Origin of the sequence: Streptomyces sp. (assembly GCF_019510245.1) — a bacterium.
Classification (GTDB): domain Bacteria; phylum Actinomycetota; class Actinomycetes; order Streptomycetales; family Streptomycetaceae; genus Streptomyces.
The window spans coordinates 19,275-40,765 of record NZ_JAEKKT010000215.1; the positions used below are offsets into that span (position 1 = coordinate 19,275).

19 protein-coding genes are annotated in these 21,491 nt (G+C 70.8%); all 19 read right to left on the minus strand.

Annotation, left to right across the window (positions count from 1 at the left end; all coding sequences use genetic code 11):
* Positions 1 to 38: 38 nt before the first annotated feature.
* A complete protein-coding gene (locus JF597_RS43235) occupies positions 39 to 923 on the minus strand; it encodes a type II secretion system F family protein (RefSeq protein WP_294009652.1) in 885 nt (294 codons plus the stop codon).
* Positions 920 to 1,873 (minus strand): type II secretion system F family protein, encoded by a 954-nt coding sequence (locus tag JF597_RS43240; RefSeq protein ID WP_294009654.1) that lies wholly within the window; start codon positions 1,871 to 1,873, stop codon positions 920 to 922. The genes JF597_RS43235 and JF597_RS43240 overlap by 4 nt, the downstream gene beginning before the upstream one ends.
* Positions 1,870 to 3,342 (minus strand): CpaF family protein, encoded by a 1,473-nt coding sequence (locus JF597_RS43245; RefSeq protein ID WP_294009656.1) that lies wholly within the window; start codon positions 3,340 to 3,342, stop codon positions 1,870 to 1,872. Before JF597_RS43245 ends, JF597_RS43240 begins: the two co-directional genes overlap by 4 nt.
* A complete protein-coding gene (locus JF597_RS43250; protein ID WP_294009658.1) occupies positions 3,332 to 4,159 on the minus strand; it encodes a hypothetical protein in 828 nt (275 codons plus the stop codon). Before JF597_RS43250 ends, JF597_RS43245 begins: the two co-directional genes overlap by 11 nt.
* Positions 4,159 to 4,776 carry an SAF domain-containing protein gene (locus JF597_RS43255; protein ID WP_294009661.1) on the minus strand — a complete coding sequence of 206 codons (618 nt, stop codon included), beginning with the start codon at positions 4,774 to 4,776 and terminating at the stop codon, positions 4,159 to 4,161. The genes JF597_RS43250 and JF597_RS43255 overlap by 1 nt, the downstream gene beginning before the upstream one ends.
* A gap of 111 nt (positions 4,777 to 4,887) precedes the next feature.
* A complete protein-coding gene (locus tag JF597_RS43260; protein ID WP_294009664.1) occupies positions 4,888 to 5,769 on the minus strand; it encodes an ATP/GTP-binding protein in 882 nt (293 codons plus the stop codon).
* Positions 5,727 to 6,380, minus strand: coding sequence for a hypothetical protein (locus tag JF597_RS43265; protein WP_294009666.1), 654 nt, complete (start codon positions 6,378 to 6,380; stop codon positions 5,727 to 5,729). The genes JF597_RS43260 and JF597_RS43265 overlap by 43 nt, the downstream gene beginning before the upstream one ends.
* 216 nt (positions 6,381 to 6,596) lie before the next feature.
* Positions 6,597 to 7,253: an OmpA family protein gene (locus JF597_RS43270; protein ID WP_294009669.1), complete on the minus strand. Its 657-nt coding sequence runs from the start codon at positions 7,251 to 7,253 to the stop codon at positions 6,597 to 6,599.
* A gap of 113 nt (positions 7,254 to 7,366) precedes the next feature.
* Positions 7,367 to 7,825 carry a hypothetical protein gene (locus tag JF597_RS43275; RefSeq protein WP_366916522.1) on the minus strand — a complete coding sequence of 153 codons (459 nt, stop codon included), beginning with the start codon at positions 7,823 to 7,825 and terminating at the stop codon, positions 7,367 to 7,369.
* Positions 7,826 to 8,149: 324 nt separating this feature from the next.
* Positions 8,150 to 9,043 (minus strand): replication-relaxation family protein, encoded by an 894-nt coding sequence (locus JF597_RS43280; RefSeq protein WP_294009692.1) that lies wholly within the window; start codon positions 9,041 to 9,043, stop codon positions 8,150 to 8,152.
* Positions 9,044 to 9,060: 17 nt separating this feature from the next.
* The gene (locus JF597_RS43285) at positions 9,061 to 11,685 is read right to left on the minus strand and encodes an ATP/GTP-binding protein (RefSeq protein ID WP_294009671.1); all 2,625 of its coding nucleotides are present in this window, start codon (positions 11,683 to 11,685) and stop codon (positions 9,061 to 9,063) included.
* Positions 11,661 to 12,305 carry a hypothetical protein gene (locus JF597_RS43290; protein WP_294009673.1) on the minus strand — a complete coding sequence of 215 codons (645 nt, stop codon included), beginning with the start codon at positions 12,303 to 12,305 and terminating at the stop codon, positions 11,661 to 11,663. Before JF597_RS43290 ends, JF597_RS43285 begins: the two co-directional genes overlap by 25 nt.
* Positions 12,302 to 13,408 (minus strand): bifunctional lytic transglycosylase/C40 family peptidase, encoded by a 1,107-nt coding sequence (locus tag JF597_RS43295; protein ID WP_294009675.1) that lies wholly within the window; start codon positions 13,406 to 13,408, stop codon positions 12,302 to 12,304. Before JF597_RS43295 ends, JF597_RS43290 begins: the two co-directional genes overlap by 4 nt.
* Positions 13,409 to 13,449: 41 nt before the next feature.
* Entirely contained in the window at positions 13,450 to 16,269 is a 2,820-nt protein-coding gene (locus JF597_RS43300) for a hypothetical protein (protein WP_294009678.1), read from the minus strand.
* A 1-nt stretch (position 16,270) separates the two neighbouring features.
* On the minus strand, positions 16,271 to 16,621 hold the full coding sequence (locus JF597_RS43305) for a hypothetical protein (RefSeq protein ID WP_294009680.1): 351 nt from the start codon (positions 16,619 to 16,621) through the stop codon (positions 16,271 to 16,273).
* Positions 16,621 to 19,311, minus strand: coding sequence for an ATP-binding protein (locus JF597_RS43310; protein WP_294009683.1), 2,691 nt, complete (start codon positions 19,309 to 19,311; stop codon positions 16,621 to 16,623). Before JF597_RS43310 ends, JF597_RS43305 begins: the two co-directional genes overlap by 1 nt.
* Positions 19,308 to 19,898, minus strand: a complete 591-nt coding sequence (locus JF597_RS43315) for a hypothetical protein (protein WP_294009685.1) — start codon at positions 19,896 to 19,898, stop codon at positions 19,308 to 19,310. Before JF597_RS43315 ends, JF597_RS43310 begins: the two co-directional genes overlap by 4 nt.
* Positions 19,895 to 20,236, minus strand: coding sequence for a hypothetical protein (locus JF597_RS43320; RefSeq protein WP_294009687.1), 342 nt, complete (start codon positions 20,234 to 20,236; stop codon positions 19,895 to 19,897). Before JF597_RS43320 ends, JF597_RS43315 begins: the two co-directional genes overlap by 4 nt.
* Entirely contained in the window at positions 20,233 to 21,165 is a 933-nt protein-coding gene (locus JF597_RS43325) for a conjugal transfer protein (protein WP_294009690.1), read from the minus strand. The genes JF597_RS43320 and JF597_RS43325 overlap by 4 nt, the downstream gene beginning before the upstream one ends.
* Between the last annotated feature and the right edge of the window lie 326 nt (positions 21,166 to 21,491).

The window sequence follows — 21,491 nt, forward strand, 5'->3', positions numbered from 1 at the left end:
CGGTACCTCTCTGGAGCGTTGAACGAATCGGGTTGGCGTCAGACGGTCAGCATGCGGATCACTGCGGGGAAGGCCATCAGCAGCATCACCAGGACGGCCAGGAGGGCCCCCGGGGCGGTCATCTTTTCGCTGGCGGTGTTCGCCTCGGCGGCCTGGTCAGCCAGGAGTTCGGCGTTGAGTGCGGCCGTGCGGGCCCGCAGGGCCTTGTAGACGGCGGCGCCGTCGGTGGCCGATCCCCGCATGATGTCGGCGACGTCGTCCAGGACGGGCAGGTTGTACTCGGCAGCCAGCTCGGTGAGTGCCTGGTACGGGGGGATCTTCTCCAGCCGGGCCCGGCGTAGCGCGCCCAGCAGGTACAGGAAGGGCCAGCCCTCGCCGACAGCTGCCGCTTTCTCCAGGGCCTCGGCGGGGCCGGCGTCGGCGGCCCGCTTGAGTGCGACCAGGTCGAGGTAGGCGGACAGCGCGTGCGCGAATTCCTCCCGGGCGCGCTTGGCCTGGTCCCGCACCGACAGATCAGGCGTGATGAACAGCAGAGCCGCGAGGATGAGTCCGACGATGCTGGGCACGTAGAACGGGAGGCCCACGCCCGCGATGATCCACGGAATCGTCGCGATCACCGGGCAGAGCAGGCCCAGTGCGGCGAGCGCGGTCTTCTTGAGCATGAACTGGCCCGGCCCCTGCCCCAGCAGGGCCAGGTTGGTGGTCGGGATCCGTACGCCCGGCAGACGTTCGAGGCGGGCCAGCAGCCACCGCCCCCACACCTCGTCGCGGTCCAGCTCCGGCTCGGGCATCGTGAGCGTCGCCGGAGCGCTGCGCCGAAGAGCCGGACCCAACGCGGGCTGCGGCTGCAGGAGTTCCCGGATCAGCAGCGCGAAGCCGGCGCCGACCGTGCCGCCGGTGAGAACAACGGGGATCACGTTCACGGGGTGGCTCCTTCCGGCTCCCGGGCGGAGATCGGCAGGTCCGGCTCGGGGGCGGGCGCGGGCAGCCGGACGGCGCTGGCCGGGTCGGTAACCAGGAAGCGGGGGATGCGGCGGAAGTGGCCCAGCTGCCGCATCAGGGCGAGCACGCCGACGAACCCGGCCGTCAGGAAGGCCAGGACGAGCTGTCCAAGGAGCGTGGAGTACGGCTTCGTGTAGCTAGGAACGAAGAAGCCCGCGACCACCACGCCGACGGTGATGATGGTCATCCACCGCACCGTCGTCCTCGGTTTGGCCCGGTCGGCCTCGATGGCGCGTTTCCTGGCGACCTCCTCCCGGACGGTGTTCGACAGGTCCTCCAGAGCCTGAGCCAGTCCCGGGCCGCGGTCGCCCACCGCCAGGATGAGCGCGGCGGTCACCTTGTCCGCGGTGACGTCGTCCAGTTCGTCGGCGAACGCGCGGAGAGCTCCCTCCGGGCGCCACCCCAGACGCAGCCGGTCGGACAGGGTGACGATCTGCGCGGCCAGTGCGTCCGGTGCCCCCTGACGGCTGGTGATCACCGCCTGTTCCAGGCCCATGCCGAGGCGCAGCAGGCCAGCCAGCCGCTGCGTCCACTCGCTCAAGCCCTCCAGCTGCCCGATCCGCTCCTGCGCCATCTGCGCGGGGGTGATCAGCCACGGCACCCCGACGACGGCCGCGCCGAGCAGGGCACCGCCGACGAAGTTCCCCGAGACGAGCCACACGACCACGAAGACCACGACGGCCGCGACGATGAGGGTCCGCCGGCGAAGCCGGGCGTCCTCGCTCTCAGGCTGCGAACCGTGCAGGGCCGCCTGCCAGCGCCGGCGCAGCGGGGCCCGGCGCGGCGCCGTGGTGCCCACGAGACCCGCGATGACGCCGATCATCCCCCCGACCATGGCCATGCCGCTGAGCAGTGCGAGCAGCAGGATCATCGGCGGACCCCCACCTTCAGCGCCAGCGGCGCCGGCCAGGCCCCGTAGGGCTGCTGGAGCAGCGACGAGTCGAAGCCCACGCGGCGCAGGTCGTCGATACATCCCGGGTCCATGCGGGGCACAGCCCGCACCTCGCCGAACTCCGTGCCGGGGGAGAAGACCGTGTTGGTGGCGGGCCGCCCGTTCTCGCCGATCCCGGTGAGCTCCAGGACGTGGGAGACGTAGCGGTGTCGGCGGCCGCCGATCTGCGACTCGTCGGTCATGTCGACGTACACGATCATGTCGAGACCGTTGGCGGTCTGCCGGTAGGCGAGCTGCTCGGAGAGGTTCTCCTGGGCGAGCGCGTACAGCTCGGCGATCCGGTCGAAGATGATGTCCGGGCGACGCGCGTGGATCGTGCACAGGTTGCCGCCCGACCCGTTCGTCAGCGCCTGCATCATCGCGACCACCTCGGGACCGCGTACCTCACCGACCACGATCCGCTCCAGCGACATCCGCAGCGCCGGATGCATCAGGTCCAAGAGCGTGACCTCGCCGGCGCCGCGGCCGGTGACGTCCTTCTCCCCGTTGGACTCGCGGCCCACCAAGGAGACGACCTGCCGGTGGTAGCCGTTGGCGTGGGCGAACAGCTCGTCCTCGGTCTGGATGGTCGCGAACCGGGTCTCCGGGTCGAACTCGCGGAGCATCGCCCGCAGCAAGGTGGTCTTCCCCGCCTTCTGCTTCCCCGCGATCATGATGTTCTTCTCCGCGCGGACGGCCGCGCCGAGGAACTCCCTCAGAATCGGGTCGATCGTGCCCAGCCGGACCAGGTCGTCGAGATTCGCATGGGAGACCCGGTGCCGGCGGATGACCGCGTAGGTCATCGGCCCGAGACCGGTGATGGCCTGGAGACGGGAGCCGTCCTGCAAGGACAGCGCGAGGGTGGGGCTCGCGGTGGAAATGGTGCGCTCGCTATGCCCGGAGCCCCGCGCCAACTCCCTCAGCAGCTCCAGCAGTTCCTCTTCGGAGTCGGCGATCGGAGCGACCTGGCGGCGTTCGCCGTCGCCGTAGTCGAGCCAGACCTCGCGCGGCCCCTGGATGATGATGTCCTCGACCCGGTCGTCATCCAGGTACGGCTGGAGCCGGCCGGCCCGGAAGAGGATGTCGTACACGGCGCGGCGCAGGGCCTCGTCCTGCTGTGGTGTCATCGCCTCGGCGTCCGACCACAGTGCGACGGCCTCGGCGATCCAGTTCAGGCAGCGTTGCTCTTCGCTGGCCCGGTCCATGCCGGGCTGGGACTTGAGGAGCTCTTCACGCTGCTTGGCGACCTGGGACGCGATGTCACGGGCCACCCGGTGGTCGACGGTGACCTGAGGCGCCGCCGTCCCGAGGACGTGGGTGCTGGAAGCGGCACCGGCGGGCGCGGGCGTGCCGTTGGCCTGGGGCAGTGGTGCCACCGTGGGGTCGGGGTGCAGGGGCCTAGCGTGCACGGGTCACCTCTTCGTCTGCGGCGTGCGGGCCGCGTGGATCGAGGCGGGCCCGGCGCAGAGCGGCCCGCTGGACCAGCGCGGTACTGCTTGCGCGCGCGGCCTTCATCAGCGGCGACCTGGTGAAATGGCGCGGCTGTTCGACGCCGTCGGACAGCACGCGGGCGTCTTTCGGCGCGTACGGCAACGTGGCCACCACGGGCACCTGCAGCACGCGCTGTACTTCGCCTGCGGGATACGGACCTTCGCTGATCATCAGCACGCCGACGTCACCGACGCGTTCCTCCAGCGCACGCACCCGGCCCTCTGCCGCCTGCAGGCAGCGCAGCGTGTTGCGGACCACCACGAACGTGGCGTCGGCCTGTTCGGCCAGTACCCCCGAGGGTCCGTACGCTCCGCGCCGGCCGAGGTCGATCAGGACGTCGTGACCGTGGTCCGCCTCGATGCCGCGGAACATCTGCGCCAGCATCTTCCACACCTGGCCCAGGCTCGCCGACTGCGCGGGATCGGTGATGCCGGGCAGCAGCAGCCGGTCGTGCGGGGACTCCTTCTTCCCGTCGTCGCTGCTCAGGTCGATCAGCTGCCGCCAGAAGGCCTCGCCGAACTCGTTTTTGCGCGCGGCGACGCTGAGGTTGCGCAGGCCGTACCGGTCGCCGAGGGTGCCCTGCAGCAGGCCGTGCAGCACGGCTCCGCCGTCCGGGTCGCATTCGGCCAGGATCATCCGCCGTCCCGCCTCCAGCGGCCACGACAGCAGCAGGGCGAGGGCACTCGTGGTCACGCCGGGTGCTCCGCTGCACCCGGCGAGCGCGATCACAGCCATCAGCTGCCGTCCGGAGCAGCGAGGACCAGGCGCAGGGTGCCGGCCGACTCCCACGCGGCGGCCGTGGGGCCCTCGGCGGCGGCCGTGGCCACGTCGACGACCACGATGCCCGTACCGGGGGCGGCGCCGGACGCCTTCACGACCCGGCCGTCGATCGTCTGCGGCGCAGCATCGGAGCTGGTGCCGGTGTCCGCTGTTCCCTGAGCCGGGACGTGCACGAGCTGCACCTTCTGGCCCGGCACCAGAGCGGTAGCCGGGATCTCCTTGGGCTCCAGGCCGATCGGCACCAGCTGCTCGCCGGCCTTCACCAGCGAATCCTTCGTCACCTGGGAAGGGGCCAGCAACGAGCCCGGCTTGAGCTCCACGGCGGCTCGCTTGCCCACGACAGACTTCAGGTTGTCGGCGCGCACGGCCTTGACCGCCGGGTCCAGGGCGACGGACGCCCTGCCCAGGTCGTCCTCGGTCAGGACCTGGCCGACCTGGACGTCCCGGACCACGGTTACGACCTCCGTGCGGTTGCCGACCTGGAGCAGCAGGACGGCAACTCCGGCGCCTCCGGCGGCGATCAGTGCCAGAGACAGGGCGATGACACCCGGCCGTCGCCTGCGTGCTGACACCCGGGGAGGCGCCACGGGTCCGGCCACGCGCCCTTGCTGGGGGACTCCGTTCGGCCCGACTGTGTCTACACGTTCTTGGGTCTTGCTCACCGTTCTGTCCTTCCGGCGGCGTTACCTGACGACCTGTACTTCGCCGACTGCTACCTGCACGTTGGTCTGCCGTACCTCAGCGAGCTGCCCGGCCTGTCCGCCGCCCTGCCAGTTGATCGTCCACGTCGAGGTCGCAGTCACCGGGAACTTGCCGTTGGCCGCCGAGGTCTTGGAGTACACGTGTCCACAGGTCGGCGACTGGGCCATGCCCTCGGACGACGCGTAGGGCGTACCGGGGCCGTTGCAGGTCACCGACGCACCGTCGCCCATCGACCACACGATCTTCGACACCTCCGCGGTCGCGGTGACGGTGACCCCGCCCGCCGTGGCCGTCGCGGTGTTCGGTCCGTAAGTCGTTGCGCTCTGGTTGACCCACATCCACATCGGAACACCCACGGTGTACTTCCCGGCCGCCCGCGGACTGGCGATGTCCGGGCCGAGCAGCGTCATGGAGTCCACCGCACGCTGCGCCAACACCCGGGGGTCCACCTGCGGCGCCGGCTGCTGCCCCAGCGGCACGACGACGAAGCCGTCCGGGTTGTTCAGGCCGCCGTCCGTGCACCCGTAGAAGTACACGTCGTTCTTCTTGGGATCGGCGCCCTTCCAGCCCGGCCATGCGGCCGGAGGCTTCGGATCGACCTTCTGGTACTTACACTCCACCTTGCTGTCGCCGCTGTCGCTGCCGCCTTGCGAGCCACCCGCCTGCCCGCCGCTGCCGCCGCTTTCGTCACCGACGCCGACGTCGACGCAGAACTTGATGACCTGGCACTTACCGGCACCGACGTCGGGACCGCCGCCGGCGTGCGCGACACCGGCCGAGGCCAGGGCGAGGACGCCGGTGAGTGCGGCGAGGCGCCCTATCAGCAGGATTGCTCTTGAGCGGTCAACTTCGTGACCATCCACTTTGTCCCCCACTTTTCAAGCGTTGCGGTGCTGACGTATTTGATGAGCCGCGTCGTGGGCAGCGGGACCGGCTTCTTCGAGGCCTTGTCGATCAGCGTCCAGTGCGTCGTGTCGACGCAGTCGGTCAGCGTGGCCGTGGGGATCTTGGCGTCGGTGACCTTCACGACCTTCGGATGGATCACCGGCTTCCCGGTCGTCACCTGTCCGGCCTTCCGCATGACCTCGAGGTCGTGCTCGATGTCGAACAGGGCCCTCAAGGTGGTGTTCTTCTTCAGGTCGGTGCCCGCCGAGGAGGCCTTGCTGTAGGCCTTCGTCTGTGCGTCCCAGGAGTTGGTGTACGCCGCGATGACCGCGGCGTCCGCGGTGTCGACGGTGGAACTGGGGGACGGTGAGACAGCCGTCGGGGTAGGGCTGGGCTTGGACGACGTGTCCGAGTCGCTGCCGCTACACCCGGCCAGCGCTAGCAGACTGCCGGCGAGGAGCAGCGCGGTTGCGTGCTTCCGGGTGCGAACAGCGGAGATATTGAGCCCCGAAAGGCGTCGTTGTGTAGCTGTCACGTTGTCTCCCCGTGCGACGCGGTGCGGTCGACCGCTGCCCCCGGCCTCCGACATGCGGCGGCCCAGAACCGCGGCCTGGTCCAGCTGCGGTAATGCATTTGCGTGATCGCAAGGTTACGCATATGCCAGTCAACTTCCCAGCTTGATATTTGAGTTCACCCTTACAACTCGGGACGTATCCGGTCACTTTCGGAACCGGAAGTCGATTTGTAGTTCTGTGTCTTCGCTCGTCGCACCCGCATACCGTCAGGGAGAGTTCGGATCGTCGAACTAACCTTGCCTGCCCGCTGTGCGGGAGAATGAAATCTCGACTCGCCTGTTCTGCTGGCGGCCGGCCTCGGTGGCGTTGGAGGCCACCGGATGCCGCTCGCCGAACCCGTGGGTGTCGAAGGTGACCGCCGTGCCGCGCAGTTCCTGGGCCAGCACCTTCTGGACGGCAACGGCACGCTGTTGGGAGAGAGCGTTGCCATGGGAGGAGGAACCGAGGTTGTCGGTGAACCCGTACACCCGGACCTCGGTTCCCGGCTGCGGCTCGATCTCCCGGGCGACCGAGGCGATACGGGACTGTGCCGAACTGCTCAGCCGCGCACTGTCCTTGGTGAAGAGCACCTCAGCCTGCAGGTCGAAAGTCACCTGCGTTCCTGTGTCCTCGCGGCGTTCGGATCCTTCCTGGTCCTCGACAACCTCGCCAATGCCGACAGGCTGCGAACCGAGGTCGAGAATCTTGGGAGGGGCGAGCGTCGCACCGTCGCGGAGCGCAAGGCCGGGGCTGCCCGGGTCGAGGGTGAAAAGCGCGTACGCGCCCGAGGCGGCCGCGCTCGGAAGGGGAGCAGCGGCAGCCTTCCCGGCCGGCCCGCCTGCCAGGATGCTTGCCGCGACAGTGAGGGCGAGGAGCGGAGCGGTGATCCGCGATCGGGTGGTGACCATGCGGGCGCTCACCTCACTCGGTGATCTTGATGTTCGCGGTGTCGAACAGGGGCAGTTGGAATCCGACCGTGCTCGCAGGGGGCGAGGGGAACTGCATGAAGACGTGGGCGCTTTCACCGGCCTTCAGCGTGGACAGGCCGGTCGTGGTGAGGGGGCGTCCCTCCGTGTCGCGCAGCGTAGTAGCGCTTCTTGTGGGCGAAGTCGACGAGGGTCGCCCCACCCAGTGACGGGCCGGTCCTGAGTACCTTCAACTCGTCGCCGCGCAGTTCCGCGGGGACCACGGCCACGGTGGACGCGTCGTTCTTCAGATCGCCACGCACGGTGACGTAGCCGACAGGGTCCCGCTTGGCCGACGTGATCGTGAGGGACAGGCCGCCCTGGCCCTGCAGCTTGGCGAGAGGCTTGTCCGTCTGTAGCTGCTCGTGCGGGGCAGAGCCGCCGCCCGCTTTCGCCGCCGGACGGTCCTGGTCCCGGCCGCCGTCCGCGCAGGCGGAGACGCCCAGGCCAAGGCCGACGGCGATCGCCAGCGCAGTGACGCGTCTGCCGAACGCTGTGGTGTTCCGACTGGTCATGGGGCTGTGTCCTTTCGCTGAACGGCCTGGAATCAAGGAGGTTGCGTGGTCCTGGCCCGGTGGGGGCAGGCTTGCCGGGTTTGCGAGCAGGGGTGCTTACCGGCCTCGCGGGCTTGGGGGCGGCCACACAGTGATCACGTCGCCGTCGAGCGTTTTCCGTTGCTTGCGTCATCAGGAATCCCCCATGTGCAGGGCAGGAAGGGTTGGTTTGAGCCTGCCGCCCTGCTGTGCGGTAGTAAAATATTGGTTCGCGTGAGCAAATCTCAAGGGGTTTCGGAGGCAGTTGCGAGGCTGAGACAATCGACGGGCCGCAGGGCCGCCGTGTCACAGCTCGGTCCACGGCCTCGAATCGCCGCCGGCCAGAGGCACCCAGACGTCACCGGTGGGCCCCCGGTCCTCGAGGTCCTCCAGGACTGCCGCCCCCATCGGCACCTGCCGGGCCAGCGTGCCCACGAGCGGGTGCTCCGCCACCATGGCCTGCAGGTCACTGATCCGGTTGCCCAGGACGTACCGGGAGGCCCCGGTCAGCACGAACAACACCCGGGGAAACACGGGATACCAGCGCAGCCACACCGGCCCGGCAGCGGCGGGCTGCCGCGAGCGGGGCCGGCCGACGGGCTGCGGCTCGTACGACCACAGCCGCGCGTACTCGATCAGCTTGGAGGCGAGCCGCTCGCTGCCCATGGTCGCCCGGTCGACCTCGACGAACGCCCGCAACTTGGTGCGCTCCTCGCCCTCGATGAGGGTGTAGTGCATGACCGCGTCCGTGATGATCCGCTCGCCGTCGCTGAGCGGGTGGGAGACCTCCGGTGTCCAGTCCAGGTGACCGTGCTCGTCGCCGCGGCGGCGGGCATCGGCGACGAACGCGAGGTGGCTGCGGAGCACGGTCAAGGTGTGCGGCGTCTTCAGCGAAGCCGCCGTGGCCGAGCTGATCGGATAGGCGGGGCGTCCCCGCAGCGAGGGGAAGTCCTTCGTCAGCCGGGCGCCCTCGCTGGTCAGGTACCAGGCGCGGGACCGGTTGGACTGCGGTAGCACGGTGTAGTCCACCAGGCCGTCGCGGCGCAGCTTGTTGAGCGGCGCGGAGACGGTCTGCCGCGCGGTGCCGGGCCGCAGCAGTTCGTGGAGCTGATTCGTGGTCGCCATCCGGTGCTGGCCGAGCACGGCCAGGAGCTGATGCGGCAGCGGCTCGATGGGGCTGGGCGTACGGCCGGACGGCATGGTCTCGAAGGCGGTGGTCACTTGTACTTCCTTTTCTTCTGCAGATGGACGGCCGGCTGGGCGGCGGAGGACTGGGCGAGGAAGGCGCCTACGCGGGTGAGCTGGTTTTCGGCCCGGTCGGTGAGCTGGTCCAGTGGGGCGGCGCCTGCCGTGGCCCGGGCGGCGCGCTCCAGTGCCCCGGCCTGGCCCGGGCGGGCGTAGTCGGCGAAGACGTTGTCCAGGTGAGGGCCTGTGATCCGGACGGGACCGACACGGCGGCCCTCGACGGTCAGCGACATGTAGTGCTCGAAGCGGTCCAGAGCGGCGACGACATCCGGAGTTGGACGGTCACCCCACTCGGCGGTGATCGGGGCGACGGCGGACTGCGAACCCGCGGTCGAGGCCAGGGTGGAGGCGTTCTGCACCAGCGACAGTCGCACCGGGATGGGAAGGCGGGCCAGCAGCTGGGTCATGCCGTGGACGTGCACCTTGTACTTGCGGAAGTCCTCGAACATCGCGGCGATCGTTTCCGGGGCTGCGCCGGTGAGGGTGATCAGCTCGTCGAAGTACGGGCGGAACGGCACCCGTTGGGCTTCGGGGGTGTCGCGGCGCGAGCGCACGGCGCGCAGCAGGTCCCGGGCGAGCAGCGCGGTGATCAGCCGGTCGGTGGGCCCGTTCCCGCCCGGGCACACCCACACGATCATCCGCGAGTCCATCGCGCCCCGAATGTTGTAGATACCGGCCGGCTGCCCGAGGAACGCGCGGGTGACGGGGTTCGCGGCCAGGCGGGCGATCGGATTGAGGACGACGGCGAACGCGTCGGTGGGCAGCGTGGGAAACACGGTCCGCCACCAGGAGCGGGTCTCCTCGTCCAGGCGCCCCTCGACCGCGGTGAGCGCCGTCGTACGGAAGACCGGGTCGGTCAGCAGGGACCGCACGTGAAAGATCGTGGCCTGGTCCTCCGGCCGCCCGGCCTGGCAGGCGGCCTCGTTGACGGCCACCAGCACTGCCAGGGCGGCGGTGAAGATGGTCAGCGCGCGGGGAGCGGTGGCGTCTTCCCAGCCGAGCACGGACGCGTAGGCGTCGGCGGTCGCCTCGACGACCTCGTGCGCGACCTGGCCCTGGTGCATACCGATCGGGTTCCAGCAACTGAGCTGCGACGCAGGCCCGCTGGCGTTGAGGTCGACCAGCGCGATCCGCGGCATCAGGTGGTCGTGGGCGAGGAACGGCAGGGCACGCGGCCACGAGTCGCGGTGCGGGTCGACGAACATCAGCCCGCCGCCGGCATGCGCCCAGCCGATCGCCTGGGCGAGGGCGCGCTCCGTCTTGCCGCCGCCCGCCTTGCCCACCCCGACCTCGAACAGCGTCTCCTTGGCGTAGGTGGCGATCAGGCGCCGACGGCCGTCCGGGCCGCGGTAGATCCCCTGCAGCAACAGCTCGGGATCGCCATGCTCGAACGTCGGCAGGTCGCCGGCGAGCAGAGGCAGACGGCAGTGCGTCGTGGGCGGCTTGAGCAGGCCGGTCAGCTCTTCCAGCCGGACCCAGTTCGGACGGGGTGGCTGGCAGTGCCCCAAAGTCCAGCGGCGTTCGAAGCCGCGCCGGCTGGGCCAGCGGTCCGCCCCGAACCGCCAGGGGCCTACCCTCCAGCCCCGCATCGCCCAGCGCGAGCCGCCGCCGAACACATCCAGGGCGGCCTGGAGTTGAGCGAGCCGCGCTTCGGCGCGGCCCTCGGTGTTCGAGGCGCACATCACCAGCAGCTGCACCCGCACGAGGTGGTCGTCCTCGGCGAGCTTGCCCAGCGCCTCCTCCGGGTCCACCCGGCGCGGGACGGGCGGCATGACCAGTCGGCGCCCGCCTCCGCCCTGTTTGCCGGCTACCAGTTGCTGCAGCTGCCAGGTGAGCGAGTCCTCGATGCCGGTGGCGTCCTGCCGCACCCACCGGGCGGCCCGCTGGGCCTCGCGCCGCTCCGCGCGTCGCGCGTCGCTCATCAGCTGCAGACGGCGCGCCCGCAGGGCCCACTTGGGGGCGCGCTGGATGTCGAGCCGGATCTCGGCGAGGTCCCCCAGCTCGGCACGCAGGTCCGAGACGGCGTCGATCAGCGGCTGCAACGGGTCCGGGTTCAGCGGAACCTCACGCAGGGGTGCGGTCGGCTTGCCGCGCAGGATGAACTCCGCCCGCACGACGTGGTCACGGGGCTTGTCGACGAGGGGACGCGCCCGGTTCACAGTGACGGCAGGACCGAACGGCGTGATCGACAGCAGGCGTTCGCCGCCGGCCGGGCCTTCGATGCGGTAGTGCAGCGGGCTGGAGCCGTCGGCGCGCAGCCTGATCTGCACCGTCTTCGACCGGCGCGGCGCCCACCACGGCATGCTCGTAGACGCTCGGGCGAGTTGCACACCCCGGCGGAAGATCTCCTCCAGACCAGGGTCGAAATGCCGCGACGGTACGAGCTCTAGCGCCATCCGTTCGGCCGAGGCCTTCCGCGCCAGATGGCGCACCGCCGCCTCGCCCGTGGCCCAGACCGCCACGGCGGCCAAGGCCACCACCCACCAGTAGGTGATCACCCAGCCGACGGTGTGAACGATGCCCAAGACGAGGCCGAGCACCTGACCGGATGCCGATGCGGAGGCCGGGCCAGTCAGGTACGGGGCTGCGGAGTCCACGTGGACGCCCCCTTCAGTGTGTTGGTGCGGGTGAAGTGCCAGTCGGTGATGCGGCCGTCGGTGAAGGTGCCGCCGCGGTCGGTGCCGGCCCACACCAGGTGCACCACCGCCTTGTCCGGGCTGCCGTCGCGGCGGGCGATCGCGGCCTGGATCCGGAAACGGGCGGTGGCGAACGCCGGCGCGAGGCCCTGCCGGGAGGCGGGGAAGACCGCAGGCCAATGCGCGCGGCCGATCCCGGTGGCGTCGGCGCGCAGGAGGTCGCGTCCCGCTGCCAGCAGTTCGCGTGCGTCGCCGGAGGGAAGATCTGGGGGCCACGCGGCCTCCAACGTCTTTTGGATGGCCGCATCGCCGGCCGTGCCCTCGCCGTGGGGCGGCAGTGCGGACTGACCGGCCGCCGGTGTCGACGCGGCGGGCGTCGAGGCAGGAGTGCCGACGGCCGGCGCGTCAGTGGTCGGTGTAGGGGCCGCAGGTGACGGATCCGTGGTTGCGTGAGCGGGCAGAGATGCCGCCGGGGCCGGTGGCTGCTGACCGTGCGGCAGGCCGAGAAGGGCGACGCCGACGACGGCGAGTAGGGCGGTGCTCAGCACCAGCAGACGCGGTGAGCGCGGGATGGTGGTCACAGCAGCCGCGCTCCCCCCGCATAGCCCGACATGGCGTTGACCGAGTCCAGCCGGACGACCGTGCCCGGGCGGGCGGCGTTGATCATTTGACCGCTGCCGGCATAGATCCCTACGTGATAGATCGTGGAATCGCGGCCGGGGGCGTAGGCATAGAAGACGAGGTCGCCCACTTTGAGGGCGCTCGTGCCGAGGCTGGCGGGGATGCGCTGGCCGACGCCGGCTTGCGCGGCCGCGGTGCGCGGCAGGCTGATGCCGGCCTTGGCGTACGCGTAGGTGGTCAGCCCCGAGCAGTCGAAGCCCTTGATGCTCGCGCCGCTCTTGCCGCTGGGTGAGCAGCAGATCCCGTACGACGGACCCTGGGCGTTGCCGCCGCCCCACGAGTAGGGCACACCCCGCTGGGAGAGCGCCGCGTCGATCACAGTACGGACCTTCCCCGAGACGTTCTTCAGGTCCGGGTCCTTGGCGGCCGCGGTGTACTGGTCGATCCAGCCCAGCACGTTGGCGACGTACTCGTCCGAGTGGTTGTACTGCAGGATCGCGGCCTTGAGCTGGGCACGCTTGGTCAGGTCGCGGCCGCCTCCGCACAGGTAGATCGCGGCGCCGAGCGCGGCGTCGTCGGCGTTGTGCGGGTCGGCGACCTTGTCGCCGTTGCCGTCTTCGCCGATCGACTCCCACGTGGAGGGCAGGAACTGGAACGGACCGACTGCACGCTCCCCCTGAGAGGTTCCGTCCCACTTGCCGCCGTCGGTGTCCGGGACGACGGTGGTGTTGCCGCCCTGGCCGGAGCCATTGAGGAGAACCCCGTAGATCTTCGGGCGGATGTCGCCGTTGGCGGCGATGTTCCGGCCCACCGCGTGGTTGGACTCGACCTTCGCGATTCCGGCAAGGATCGGCCAGCGCATGCCCTGGCACTTCGGCACATACTTCCCGACCTGCTGTACAGCCTTCTTGTAGGCGGTCAGCATCCGGGCGGGGATGTCCGCGGCACTGCCGCCCTCGGCGATCCCGCCGTCGTCCTGCTGACCCGTCTTCAGCGCGACGTACGCGCTGATCGCGTTCCCGACCGGTGCAGCGCAGCACACGGCGGCGAACATCAGCAGCATCACCACACACCCCCACCGCGCCAGACGGCGCCGGGACGGCCTCACTCGTCCTCACCGTCCTCCGCCTGCCGGGCCCGCTCCTGGCGCCGGCGCTCGGCATCGGACGCAGTCCGCCGCATCAGGTCCTGGAACCGGCGATGCGCCTCGTCACGGGTGCTGCTGCGAGCACCGCCTCCGCCGGGGAAGACCGGCCCGGACCGGTCCGGGCCCTGGCGCGCCGGACGCCCGGGCCTGCCGAGATCGGACCGAGGCACTGGCGCAGGGCCGTTCCGGCGGGGGAGCGGTGCCGGAGGCGGAGTTGCTGCGGGCCCGCTCGCAGGCGTGGTCGGCGGTGGTGGGGCAGGGGTCGGACGGCCCGAAGGACGACCGGCGGGCGCAGGCCGCGGACGGGGTGCCGGGCGGGGGGTGGCGGCCGGAGTGGCTGCGGTCGGCAGGCGGCGGCTGGTGAACGGACCGGTTCCGCCGCTGTCGTCGGTGTGGTCGCGGATGACCCGGGCGACGTGCCGCCCGGTGTCGCCCCAGGCCCGGCCGTCTTCGCGGACGGTGTTGCCCCACACCCGCACCTGTTGGCGGGCGTCCTGAGAGTAGCGCGAGCCTCCCGACCGCGCGCGGCGCACATTGGCCGGCAGGCCAACGGTCGCCCCGTACGCGGCCCGGCCGCCGCGGTGCAGGATGCGGTACCCGCGGAAACGGACCAGCCGATTGTGTGCCCGGGTCGACAGCAGCGTGCGGTCGCTGTTCTGGTCGTGCAGCACCTGGCCGGTGTTGCGGTCGACGACCTGCCCCTGGTCGTTGCGATACCGGTCGGGCGGGCCCGAGGGCCGACGCGGCCCCGTGCCGCCCGAACCACCGTCCCCGCCGTCCGACGGCCCGCCCGCATTCGGATCGCCGTCGGCCGTGGGCTTGCGCCACTTGGCCAACTGCTCCCTGTCCGGCCGCCGTCCGATCAGCAGCCAGCCAGCACCCTTGACGCCGAGCCGTGCGCCCAGCCCGCCCACCGCCGCGGCCGCCGTCAGCGGGGCCAGACCGCGCCCGGCTTCGGCCGTGGCATCGGCGAGGATCCCGCCGGTGTCCACCGGCATGCCGGCGCCGTCGAACAGGGAGGTGAGCGCGCCCATCAGCCGCTGCCGGGTACCGAGCATCCCGAACCGGCCGCCACCCCCACCGGTGAACGCGCGCAGCCCCGCGCCGTAACCGCCCATCGCGGCGGGGGAGTTCATGGCGAGAGCGGCGCCGAGCTCGGAGGTGTCGCCGGGCAGGTGGGTGCCGCCGACCTTGGCGTACCGCATCCGCATGGCCATGCGCCGGCCGAAGGAGGCGATCCCGGTCAGCAGTCTGCGGTGTCCCGCCGCGCCGGCGATGGCCAGGACGTCGATCAGCAGGATCCGCTCGACCATCAGGTCGGGGCCGTGGGTAATCGTGGCGTCGACGGCGATCCCGAAGAAGGGAATGAACGCGCAGATCCCGACTACGGCCAGGACCGCGATCCCCCACACGGACAGCCACTTCCACACCGACTGGCGTGCGGGACCGGGCAGCATGCCCGCGACGAAGGTGACGCCGCCGATGGCAGCTGCGGCTGCGCATACACCCTGGGTGCCGAGCAGAATGATCGCGCTGGACAGCAGCATGCCGCAGATGAACAGCGCGGCGATCAGCAGCAGGAAGGCGCCGCCGAGGCGCCACCACGTGGGCTTTTCGGCGTAGGCGGCGCATGACTTGCCGACAGGGCCAGCCTTTTTCATGTCGTCGAGGAACGCGGCGAAGGCCTGGTCCTCGTCGGTGACGATTGCATTGGAGGCGTCCAGCAGTTGGCCGCCCGGCGTCAGCTCAGGTAGCCCGTCGCTCTTGCAGAGCTGCTTCGCTGCGCCGTCAAGTCCATCGCAGTTGTGGCCGGCTTTGTCGTCGACGTCGCGCTCGCAGTACGCCTTGGCTGGCCCGTGGATTAGGTGGCAGGCGTCCTTCGCCTTGTCCGAGGTGGTCGAGCTGGGCAGGTACCCGCCAGTGATCCACTTCAGGTGGACGGCGTAGGCCTTGCGGTCGGAGTCCTTGGCAGGGTCGAGGATGCGCCCGTACTGAAGGAGCATGTACGGCTTGACAATCAAGGCGTTGGTGATCGAATCCTGAATGGGACGGGCTACTTCCGTTGAGGAGACCGGTCCTTCGCCCTCCCGCTGTTCGCACTTGATCTCGGCGTTGCCGGCCATGCCCGCACACGGGTCATAGCTGGCGATCTTGCCGCCCCAGTCGTAGGAGTTGACGCTCTGCTGGGCGACCTCGGCGGCCACCTGCTGGGACTGCCCCAGCGGACCGTCCGGGCCGAGCAGAGTGTCGGGGCGGATGAGAGCCGAAGCGGCGATCGCCCCGATGAGCAGGGTGAGGAAGATTTCGCCCAGACCGCGGCCGACCCGGCCACGCACGATCATGAACCCCGCGAACACAAACGCCCAGGCCAGCAAGAGCCCCTTGATCCCGAGCGTGTCGACGACGACGGTGTCGTAGGTGTCGGCGACCTTCTGCGCGGGCTTGGTGAGGAGCTTGAGCAGCGGGAACCGGAAGGCCACCTCGATCGCCCACCCGGGCAGCCCAACCAGCAGCCGGATCAGCGTGAACAGCCCGGACAAGGCGAAGGCCAGGGCCTGCGTCTTGAAGGCGACGATGGACCCGCCTTCGGCGTTCAGGTCGTACCCGTCGATCGGCACACCCTCGGACGAGTAGATGTTCAGCGGGGCAAGCAGGTCTCCGGTCTCGCTGTTGCTGCCGGCCGCGTACACGACCTGGGTGTTCACCAGGAGGAACACGCCGGTGAGCAGCACGACGAAGCCGGCGGAACGCAGGGTCGCGCGGTCTGGACGGAACACGTCAGCGCCGCCTTTGCCCAGCGGCGGATTGCAGGCGCCACACCACGAGAGCACCCACACCTGCACCGGCAGACACCAGCCTCCACGCCCCGCCGGCCACGTTCTGATGGCCGGCGGAGGCATTGGCCGCTGCGCCGCGCTCGCAGTACGCCTTAGCCGGGCCCACGATCAGGGCGCAGGGATCTCGGTGCGCGGCGTCTGCGGCGAAGGCCTGCCCGGTGTGCGGCCACCACGCCTGAGGCACGCCCACCCCGAGGACGAGCACGACGACGGCGACGACGACGGCGATCACGGTGAGGACACTCACGGTGGCGGCGACACGCTTCGAGCGGTCCCACGACAAAGTGGTCATCAGACGGTTTCCTTCGAACGGGTCTGTGCGGCCTCACCAGAGGGCGGCTCCGGCACCGTGGGGGAGACAGCGCTCATGCGGCGTCCTGGCGTGGTGGTGATGGAGGTGGTGATGCGCGGGATGCGGGGGATGGAGACTTTGATGCGGCCGGTGTTCTGTCGCGGGCAGGTCAGCAGGAACTCGCCTTCGCGGCCCTTCTGGCCGACCGGGGACAGGCCGGTGGTCACCAGCCGCAGCAGTTCGCCGTCGTTCGGGTCGAGCCCGACGAACTCCAGGCCGCGGCGGGCGCGTTCACGGTCGGCGGTGCGGGCGAGTGCCCGGTAGGCCATCAGGCCTCGGTCGGGGCCCAGTTCCTCGGCGTCGTGCGAGCCCGCCAACAGGCCGGCGCCGTGCTTGCGGCCGTCGTGGAGGATCTCGTGGACCAGCGCCGTGCCTTCGGCGGACGATGTGAGCCAGTACAGCTCGTCCAGGACGACCGCGGTGAACCGCTCGGGGTCCTCGAAAGCCGTCTGCCGGGCGATCGCGGCGATCAGGTAGAGCACCGCGCGTCCGATCAGAGCTTCCAGCGGTTGCTGGTGCAGGATCTCGGGGTTGGCGAACGCGGCCTTCGGGGGCAGCTTCAGACCAGTGGTGGTGATCACGATCATGTCGGAGGCGCTGGAGGCGTCCAGCCGCACCGGCGGCAGCGTCGGGTCGAACACCATCCGGGCCAGGGAGTTGGTGGCGACGACCCGGATGAGGCCGGCGAGGGTCGCGGCCGCGTCCTGCCGCTTGCCCGCCTCGCGCGTCGCCATCTCCTCGAGGACCTCAAGGACGCGGTGCATGGACGGGACATCGCTGAGGGCGGCCTGCTCGACGGCGTGGTGGAGGACCTCGCCACTGGTGCTCATCGGGCCGATGCCGAGCTGCAGGGTGAGGTAGGACAGGGCGTAGTGCCGTCCCTCGGGCCCGTCGAACATGCGCAGCGGGTCGATGGACACCTCGGCCTGCGCGGCGTCGATGATCTGGACACGGCCCTTGGCGGCGGTGCGCGCGAAGGTCGCCCATTCGCGGACCGGGGTGCGGTCGATGCAGATCGCGCAGCCGCCGCGCGCCCACACCGCCTCCGCGATCAGCTTCTGCAGGACGCTCTTGCCCGCGCCGAGGTCCCCGACGATGCCCATCGAGGCGGAGGCGTCGACCTTGGGCGCATCCGCCACGTTGATCATGACGGGCCGGGTGGTGCCGCAGTCCAGGTCGATGCCGAGGAACATGCCGGTGGGGTCGCCGACCTCCGCAGCGGTGAAGGCCCCGGACAGCGCCCAGTCTTCGGAGACCTGGTGCTGGGTGAACTCCCGTACGACACCCGGCCGTACGGTGCCGGGCAGCCCCAGGGTGAACAGGGCCTCCTGCAGGCCGGCCGGGCGCACGGCGCGGTAGTCGGCGCCACCGAGCAGTGCGGCCAGGGCGCGGGCTCTCGCGTCGCAGATGGCGGCGGTCGGCCCCCACACCGTCAGCACGGTGACGGACTGCACCTCGACCTCCACGCTGGTGCGGGAGAGGCGTGCGTCGAGCTCGCCGAGGTCGCGGGCGGCTTCGGTCAGCGAGGCGGGCATGCCGGTGGGGCGGGCGTCGTACTGGTCGGCCTGGTCGATGAGTTCGTTCTTCTTGCGGCGTACCTGGTCGCGTGCCTTCTCCGCGGGCACGAGCGTGAGGTCGACGGTGTAGTCGACGGGGAAGTCCAGCAGCTCGAGCTGGGCGAACAGGTCGGCGGCGTCCTGGCTGACCGCGGGCGGGCACTCGGCCAGCGCCAACTGCGCCTGGTAGCCCACTCCGTTGTCGGACTCGACCTGCAGCCAGCGTCGCCCGAGCGGCGAGCCGGTGTTCACTCGCCACCAGGCCTTGCGGCCCGACCGGGTGATCCGGCCCGCGCTCTTGAGCTCGTCGACGTCGTCGAGGTCGGGGTCGATGCCGCCTTCCTGCAGGCGCACCTGGCCGAGGTCGGCGTAGCTGGGGGAGCGCAGCACCCCGTTGCGGAGCTGCCCGCCATACATCTCGCTGGTCTCGGCCTCCGCCAGCAGCGGCTCGGCAAGGCCGCGGTGCAGGGCGTGCTGGATCATCCACACGATCTCCGCAGGGCGGGCCGGGCGGAAGGCGATGCCGCCGGCGAGTGCGGCCTCCACCCGTGAGGCCTGCTCGCGGTACGCGCTTACCTCGCGCCGGGCCACCGGCGCCGGGCGCATGCCCAGCGTCGGTGCGACCTCGGCCCACGCCGCGCCCAGGGACGCCGACACCTGCAGGCTGCCTGTTTCGGTCTGGAGGGGCACGGCCAGCCACAGGGTGCGGCGATGCATCTCCTGGTCGTCCAGCAGATCCAGGGTGGCTTCGACGTTCTCCACCCACGGGTGCCGGCCCGCACCGGGTGCCTGCTCGGCCGGCTCGATGCCCTCGATCATGCGCAGGGCGATCTCACCCGGGTCGACCTGGGCGCACATGCCGTACAGGCGCGGGGCCCCGGACAGGGAGCGCACCAAGTGGGTGATCTTTGCCAGTTGTTCGTCGCGGACCGGGGAGGGCACGTAGGTGCCCTGGACGGTCTCCTCGCGGCGACCCTGCGTGTCCGGGCCCGGGTGCAGGCGGTAGACGGCCCACACGCTGCCCTGTGTCGACCACACCAGATGCCCGGCGATGTGACGGATCGGAACCCTCATCGCGCACCCCCGCTCTGCTGGGCGAGCGCGAGCAGCTGCTGCACACCCGACACCGGCCCCGCTGCCGCCACGGGAGCAACCGGCTGGGTGCAGCGGGGTGCGGACGCGCGGTCTGCCGCCGGACGCGGGCGCGGGTGCGGCGCCCGGACTGGACGCCGCTGCACCGCACGGGAGGGCGCGGCCTGCGCAGCGGGGACGAGCGCGGGCGTGTCCTCGATAGTGAAGCCGCCGAGCAGCGGGTGCGCAGCGCGGTCGCGGGCGGCCCGCCCGCCGATCCGCCCACCGCGGGGCTGCCAGCCCAGCAGCACCCAGCCCAACGCGGCCTGCATCGGGGCACGGCCCCGGACCTTCGGCCGGCGCACCATCCAGATGACCAGGCCCCACCCGACGATGGGGACCGGCCCCATCCACGACCACCAGCTAATCGTCTTGACCAGAAGGAAGCCGCCGCCGACGGTGACCGCGATCTGCGCGGGCGTGTACGGGCCGAGCGGGATCTTCCAGTCGGCGACCTTGCCCAGTACCCAGGGATGGCGGCGGGCTGAGGTGTAGAAGCGGCCCACCCGTGCCGCGGCGGCCGCGCTCACAGCCAGCCCCCGGCGTCCGGCGAGTGGTCACGCGAGGCCGGGAGTTCGGACCGGACGACCCCAGGAGCGGCGGGCGCGCCCTTGGACGGGTTCTTCACCTCGTCGGTGAACATGTTCGCCAGGTCATTGCGCGAGTTGTACAGACCCAGCGCGATCACCATCAGGAGCAGGGCGCCGATCCCCGCCTTCAGTGAGAACTTCTGGATCATGATGACGACGACCAGGCAAATCAGACCGGCCTGCAGACCCTTCGTCGCCCACTCCTTGAACATGTTGATCCAGCTGTTGCCGAGGTCGTCCAGCTGGCCGGCGAGCATCAGGCTGTGCACGGTGTTCATCGGGCACCCCCGTCCTGAGCAGTGCCGGACTCAAGCGCGGCGACTTCCCACCGGCCCGAGCGGGCCTTGAGCGTGAGCTCGTACGCCAGCGGCCACCGGCCGGTCGCGTCCCGGGCTTCCACCGAGGCGAGGACCCGCACCGTCGTGCCGTCCGCCGACACCTTCTCGGCGGCCGCGGCCTCCTCGACGGCGGACACCTCCTGGACGGCGACCGCCGTGTACGGGGCGGGGGAGACGGCGGTGAGCTGTACGCCGGGCGCGAGGTAGCGGTCGACCTCACCAGCCCCCGTCAGGTAGGCGGCGAGGAACTGCCCGATAGCGGAGGACAGATCCCCCTCGGGGACGGTCACGGCGTACGACGACTTCGGCACCTCGGCCCGGGCCGGGCCGGCCACCACGCCGGGCGCACCGGTCACCGTGAACGAGGAGCCCGTGCTGTCGCAGGCCACCGGCACGGCGTAGTACCGCACCGATCCGCCTGCGTACTGCGCAGCCACCGTCACCGACCACGCACCGTCGGCCCGCTGCGCACTGCGCACCGCCGTCACGGACTGAGGCGCCGATTGCGCATCGGTGGCCGGGTCGGGCAGTTCGACGTCCGGCGCCATCGACTGCGCAAGCCGCGCCTGCGCACTCGTCTCGTCGTTCGCGCTGCTACGCAACCACGCGCCGACGAACACCTGCGCATAACCGCCCGGGTCGGCGGCGGATGTCGCGGTGCGCACGGCGGTGGGCTTGGCCGCGGGGGCCGCCGCGACCGTGGTCGGGGTGGAGGCGACGGCGACACACAGGGCGATGGGGCCGGCCGCGATGACGGTCCAGACCGCCACGCGTGAGAGGCGTACGCGGCGGCGCATCGCCTCCAGCCGGGCGCTGGCCGCCATCGGAGCAGCGGCCTCGCTCTGTGAGGCCTGCTTGCCAGGGGACATGGTCAAACTCCCAGGTCAGGACGTGTAGTTGCTGACCTTGAGAAAACCCGTCGACCCCGACCCGACCACCGACCATGAACCCCCGACCATGGTCACGATGGGGACACGAAGTCCATGGTCGGGGTCATGGTCGGGCCGACCACGGTGCCTTCAGCCCGGGCGCTCAGTGATTGCGCAGCCGACTGCGCAGCCCCGGACGGGCGTTGCGCAATCGGGCTGCGCAACCGGCCTGGCATCCTGCGCAGTCGAGTTGCGCTGGGGCGGCTGCGTATTCCGCCCGCGCGCTCCTGATCTTCTCTTGCGCAGGTCCGTATCGCGCACTGCGC